The organism is Streptomyces sp. NRRL WC-3549 (genome assembly GCF_000721935.1).
Lineage (GTDB): Bacteria > Actinomycetota > Actinomycetes > Streptomycetales > Streptomycetaceae > Streptomyces.
The window spans coordinates 64,000-69,722 of record NZ_KL585387.1; the positions used below are offsets into that span (position 1 = coordinate 64,000).

At 75.4% G+C, this 5,723-nt stretch carries 1 protein-coding gene and 3 pseudogenes; 3 read left to right on the top strand and 1 reads right to left on the bottom strand.

What is annotated here, in order from left to right; genetic code table 11:
• Positions 1-350 (bottom strand): annotated as a pseudogene (locus tag IH13_RS0105585) (MFS transporter); the annotation flags it as partial.
• Between the two features lie 421 nt (positions 351-771).
• On the opposite strand from IH13_RS0105585, the gene IH13_RS0105590 reads away from it, so the two are divergent.
• From IH13_RS0105590 to IH13_RS0105600, 3 genes and pseudogenes are all read left to right on the top strand, one after another.
• Positions 772-1,710 carry a DUF3027 domain-containing protein gene (locus IH13_RS0105590; RefSeq protein ID WP_031081517.1) on the top strand — a complete coding sequence of 313 codons (939 nt, stop codon included), beginning with the start codon at positions 772-774 and terminating at the stop codon, positions 1,708-1,710.
• A 136-nt stretch (positions 1,711-1,846) separates the two neighbouring features.
• Positions 1,847-5,024, top strand: a pseudogene (locus IH13_RS36815) (sacsin N-terminal ATP-binding-like domain-containing protein).
• 224 nt (positions 5,025-5,248) lie between these two features.
• Positions 5,249-5,723 (top strand): annotated as a pseudogene (locus IH13_RS0105600) (calcium-binding protein); the annotation flags it as partial.

Sequence of the window (5,723 nt, forward strand, 5' to 3'; positions counted from 1 at the left end):
GGCGCCAGCCGGTCCAGCAGCGGGCCGATCACCGGGGCGAGCAGGGTGAAGGGGGCCATCGTGACGGCGAGGTACAGGGCGACGCGCCCGCGCGCCTCGTCCGTCGGTACGGAGAAGAAGACGGTGGAGGCGAGCGCGACGGTGATCATGACGTCGCCCGCGCCGTTGACCGCGTGCAGCTCGATCAGCTTGCCGAGACCGGACTCCCCGGCCCCGTGGGCGTTGGTCGCCCTGCGGATGCCCCGTCCGGCCCAGCTGAACGGAGCGCGCAGGACACGGCCCATCGTCCGGCCCGCCCTGCGAAGGGGGCCGGATCCGTCGGACGACCTGTCGCCAGCCACGTGAGTCATAGTGCCCCACCTCCGGCCCTCACGAACCCCATGATCGGGCCGGGCGCGGCGGCCGACGCTCCGCCGGATGAGCCCGGACCGGGCTCTCGGGCGCCCGGCCGCCCCTCTTCCGTACGACGGACACGGCCCGGTCCCGGCGCGGCTCCGCCCCTGTTCCGGGCCTGTTCCGGACGGGCATGTGGGCGCGGAGCGGCGGAGAGGGTAGCGTGCACTCACGCGCCACCGGCGATGGTTCTTGGCCGCGCGCCTCTTCGCGATCCCGCAGAATGGATGGCAGAAGGCGCGCCCGAGGCAGGCACCGAGGGTGTGGACGTCGACGCGGCCCCCAGGTCCGCTCCGCCCGCATCCGCGACAGCCGAAATCGGACATCGATGGGCTGTTGGCGCGCTCGTGAGACGGCGTATGGAGAGAAGCGAGACCTGTGAGTGCTGCGACGACGCGAAGCCGTACGGCCCGTACCCCCGCCCCCGACCGCCTGTGCGCCGAGGCGGTAGACCTCGCCCGGGAGGCGGCCGAGGAGGCCGCCGCCCCCGGTGAGGTCGGCGAGCACGTCTCCCTCGTCTCCGAGGGGGACAGGGTCGTCACGCACTACTTCGAGTGCCTGGACCCCGGCTACCGGGGCTGGCGCTGGGCGGTGACGGTCGCCCGTGCCTCCCGCGCCAAGAAGGTCACCCTTGACGAAACGGTGCTGCTGCCCGGTTCCGACGCGCTCCTCGCCCCGGAGTGGGTGCCCTGGAGCGAGCGGCTGCGCCCCGGCGACATGGGCCCCGGCGACCTGCTGCCCACCCAGGCGGAGGACCCCCGCCTGGAGCCCGGCTACACCGGTGAGGACGAGCCGCCGCCGAACTCCGTGATCGCGGAGATGTCCGAGGGCATCGCGGACCTCGTCGACGTCGAGGACGCGGAGCTGACGAACCGTCCTCCGGAGGTGAACCGCGGCGCGATCGCGTCGGTCGCGGAGGAGCTCGGGGCACGGCGGGCGCGGGTGCTGTCCCGGTACGGGCTGCGGATGGCCGCCGAACGCTGGGACGAGGCCTTCGGGCCACGGACACCCATGGCGCAGGCCGCGCCGGCCTCCTGTGTGACCTGCGCGTTCCTGCTGCCCGTGGCGGGATCGCTGCGGCAGGCGTTCGGGGTGTGCGCCAACGAGTTCTCCCCGGCGGACGGCCGGGTGGTCTCGCTGGCGTACGGCTGCGGGGGGCACTCCGAGGCCGCGGTGATGCCGAAACCGCCGAAGCCGGTGCCGCACGCGCTGGACACGATGCGGGTGGACGAGTACGCGTTGCGGCCGGTGGACGACGACTCCGGCTCGGTCCCGGCCCGGCCGGACGGTCCCACGGAGGATCTGGGCCACTCCTGACGCCTCCCCGGGACCCCCGGCCCGGCCGTGGCACCAGGACGCACCCCTCGGCCGGATGGGCGGCTCCGGGCGCGGTACCTTCGGGCGCACACTGGGCGTCAGGGGTCACCGGAAGAGCGGAGTCACGAGCGTGAGCATGAATGCGACCGAGGGGGTCGATCCGTTCGGGACCGCGCGGCTGCGGCGCGGTGTGCTCGACGCCTGGGGCGCGGGGCCCGCCCGTTTCCGGGAGGACGCCAACGCCGAGGAGGACCTCGTCCTCGGCGGCTACCGCGACCGAGCTGGCCCAGAACGCCGCCGACGCCGCGGCCCGCGCCGGGGTCCCCGGCCGGCTCCGGCTCACCCTGCACGAGGACCGGGACGGCCGTGCCGTCCTGGCCGCGGCCAACACCGGCGCACCCCTGGACGCCACCGGCGTCGAGTCCCTGAGCACGCTGCGGGCCTCCGCCAAGCGTGAGGGCCACGAGCAGGCCGTGGGACGGTTCGGCGTCGGGTTCGCCGCGGTCCTCGCGGTCAGCGACGAGCCCGCCCTCGTCGGCCGGCACGGCGGTGTCCGCTGGTCCCTCGCCGAGGCCCGCGACCTCGCCGACCGCGCGGCCCAGGGCAGCCCCGGCCTCGGGGACGAGCTCCGCCGCCGCGACGGCCACGTCCCGCTGCTCCGGCTCCCGCTGCCCGCCGAGGGCTCCGCACCCGACGGGTACGACACCGTCGTGGTGCTGCCCCTGCGCGACGGCGTCGCCGAGGACCTCGTGTCGCGGCTGCTCGCCTCGGTGGACGACGCGCTGCTGCTCACGCTGCCCGGCCTCGCCGAGGTCGTCATCGAGACCCCGGGCGGCACACGGACGTTGAGCCGCTCGCAGCACGGCCCGTACACCCACGTCGAGGACTCCGCGAGCGGTACGCACCGCTGGCGCACCGTCTCCCGGCACGGTTCCGTCGAGCGCGCGCTGCTCGCCGACCGGCCTGTGGAGGAGCGGCTGCGCCCGCACTGGTCGGTGACCTGGGCCGTGCCCGTCGACGAGGACGGGGCGCCCCGCAGCCCCCGTACCGCCCCGGTCGTGCACGCGCCGACCCCCACCGAGGAGCCCCTCGGGGTACCCGCGCTGCTGATCGCCTCGCTGCCGCTGGACACCACGCGCCGGCACCCCGCGCCCGGACCGCTGACCGACTTCCTGGTGCGGCGGGCGGCCGACGCGTACGCCGAGCTGCTGGCCGCGTGGGAGCCGGTGTCCACCGCCACGATCGCGCTCGTGCCCGGCCCGCTCGGCAAGGGGCAGCTGGACGGCGAGCTGCGTGCCGCGATCCTGGAGCGGCTGCCCGAGGTCGCGTTCCTGGAGCCCGCGGCCCCCCGCGACCTCGCGGCGGAGGACGAGAGGTGGGACGACTGGGAGGCCGGTGCCGACGGCGTGCCCCGCACCGCCACCACCGCGCTGCGACCGCTGGAGGCGGAGGTCGTCGAGGGGGTGGGCGCCGAGACCGTACGGGTGCTCGCCGAGGTGCTGCCCTGCCTGCTCCCCGCCGGACTGGAACGCCGCACCGAGCTGCGCACGCTCGGTGTCGCCCGGGTCCCGCTGACCGAGGCCGTCGACCGGCTGGCCGGTCTGGAACGCGCCCCGGACTGGTGGCGGCGGCTCTACGACAGCCTGGCCGGGGTCGACCCGGACCGGCTCTCGGGACTGCCCGTGCCGCTGGCGGGCGAGGGCACGGCGGACGAGGTGCCCCGCACCACCATCGGTCCCCGCCAGGTCCTCCTGCCGCTGCCGGACGCGCTGACCGCCCCAGTCCTCGCCCGGCTGGCCCGGCTCGGGCTGAAGGTCGCCCACCCGGACGCCGCCCACCCGCTGCTGGAGAAGCTGGGCGCCCTGCCCGCGACCCCGCGCGCCGTCCTGACGACCCCCCAGGTGCGGGCGGCGGTCGCCGGGTCGCTGGACGCCGGGGAGGTCTGGGACGAGGACGCCCTGGACGGCGACGAGCTCGCCGAGACCGTCCTCGCCCTCGTACGGGACGCGGACCTGGAGCCGGGCGACGAGCCCTGGCTGGGTGCCCTGGCGCTGCCCGACGAGGACGGCGAGCCCGCGCCCGCCGGTGAACTCGTCCTTCCCGGGAGCCCGTTCGCCCAGGTGATGCGGGAGGGCGAACTCGCCCTGTGCGACGGGGAGCTGGCCGACCGCTGGGGCGAACAGCCCCTGACCGCGTGCGGGGTGCTGGCCACGTTCGCCCTCGTGCGCGCCACCGACGTCGTCCTCGACCCGGACGAACTGGAGCCCCGGGACGGAGACTTCGCCGAGCCCGACGACGCCGGGCTGCTCGACGCCGTGGACGTGTGGTGCGAGGACGTCCTGGACCAGCTGCCCGACACCCCGGTGCCGCCGGTCGCCACCGAGCTCGTCGCCGTACGCGACCTGGACCTCGTCGACGACGACGCGTGGCCCCAGGCGCTCGCCATGCTCGCCCGCCCGCCGCTGCGCGACGCGCTGACCCAGCCGGTGCGGGTGCTCCTCCCGGACGGTACGACCCGGTCCGTGCGCCCGTACACCGCCTGGTGGCTGCGCGACCACCCGGTGCTCGACGGCCGGCGTCCGGCGGGACTGCGCGCCGCGGGCGGCGACCCGCGCCTCGCCGGCCTGTACGACTCCGTCGACGCCACCGGCTTCGACGACGCCCAGGTGCTGCGCGCCCTCGGTGTGCGGACCTCGGTGGCCGCCCTGCTGGACGAGCCGGGGGGCGCGGCCGAGCTGCTGGGCCGGCTCGCGGACGAGGACCGTCCCGTCACCTCCGTACAACTGCACTCGCTGTACACCGCACTGGCCGACCTGGACCCCGAACAGGTCACGCTCCCCGACGACCTGCGCGTCGTCGTGGACGGCGAGGTGGTGGTGGCCGACGCGGCGGACGCCGTGATCGCGGACGCCCCCGACCTGCTGCCGCTCACCGGGGGGCTGGCCCTGCTTCCGGTGGCTCCGGCGCGCGCCGCCGAGCTGGCCGAGCTGCTCCAGGTGGGGCGGCTCGGCGAGAGCGTCGAGGCCGAGGTGACGAGTGAGGGCGAGGAGCACCGGGTGCCGGACCCGGTGCGGGTCCTGCTGGGCGCAGGCACCCCCGACAGCTACCTCGAACACGGTGAACTCCGCGCGGGCGGCGTCGAACTGGACTGGCGGCGCACCCCGGACGGGGTGGTCCACGCGTCGACGCTGGAGGGTGTGGCGGCCGGTCTGGCGTGGGCGGCCGGGCAGTGGCCGCGCCGCTTCGAGGTGGCGGCCCTGCTGGAGGACCCCTCCCGCACCCAGGAGCTGGCCCGGGACCGCTGGTTCGACTAGGACGTGGTGCGGAAGTCCCGCCTGCCCGCCCTCCGGGCGGACGGCGCTGCTTCCGAACCACGCCCTGGGGCGTCGACCCCGTGACCTTCACGATACGTACATGAGTGTGTACAACCATTCACATCCGGTGCCCGTCTGATCTGTCGAGTCAGCAGACTCATCGACCAGACGGGCCCGGCCGGCCGAACCACGTGCCGCGGGCCCCTTCTCCATCAGGGGAACACATGCGTATACGTGCCACCGTCGCCGTCGTCTCCGGCGCCCTGGCTCTTTCCGCGCTCGCCCTCCCGGCCGCCCAGGCCGACGGCAGGGGCGTCGCGGACCCGGACGCCCCGACCGCCGCCGAGGTGTTCGGCGCGGAGCCCGCGGCCGCCCCGCGCGCGTCGGCGCGCACCGTCGTGACGGACCCGGTGATCAAGAAGGTCGTCGTCAACGGCGGCAAGGACATCGTGCTCGGTACGACCGCCAAGAAGAAGATCACCGTCTCGGTCACCGCCTCCCACCCGACGGGCATTTCCGACGGGTGGGTGCACCTGTGGCACGGATCGAACCCCGACACCGGCATCGACGGGGCGCTGATCCCCAACGAGGACCGGGCGACCTGCGTCAGCTCCAGCGCCACGACCGCCACCTGCAAGCTGACGATCACCGTCGTCCCGGGCTACGACCTGTACAAGAACGCGCTCGCCGGCACCTGGC